Source organism: Streptomyces beijiangensis (genome assembly GCF_017315755.1).
GTDB lineage: Bacteria > Actinomycetota > Actinomycetes > Streptomycetales > Streptomycetaceae > Streptomyces > Streptomyces beijiangensis.
In genome coordinates, this window is sequence record NZ_JAFLRJ010001528.1 from 1 (window position 1) to 257 (window position 257).

Consider the following 257-nt stretch of genomic DNA (forward strand, 5'->3'; position numbering starts at 1 on the left):
GTCTACGCCCGCAGTGACGAACTGCGGCCATTCGTCCACGCCCTGTGGACAGGTGCCCGGCAGGCCGTCCACCCGGAACTGGTCGCGCTTTCCACCTCACCCCGCTTCGTCAGCAGCGTGGTCGCCCGCCGGATCGCGGAGGCGTCCCGGTTGCCCGACCTCCTCGACCGCCACCCCTCCGACACCGACCTGCTCGCCCGCGCGGGCAGGCTGCTCGTCCGGATGGGGTGCTCACGCGACGAGCCCACGAGACTCCT

Annotated in this window: 1 pseudogene; it reads left to right on the forward strand. The window is 72.0% G+C overall.

Annotated elements, in window-relative coordinates:
- Nucleotides 1–257: pseudogene (locus J0695_RS42550) on the forward strand (hypothetical protein); the annotation flags it as partial.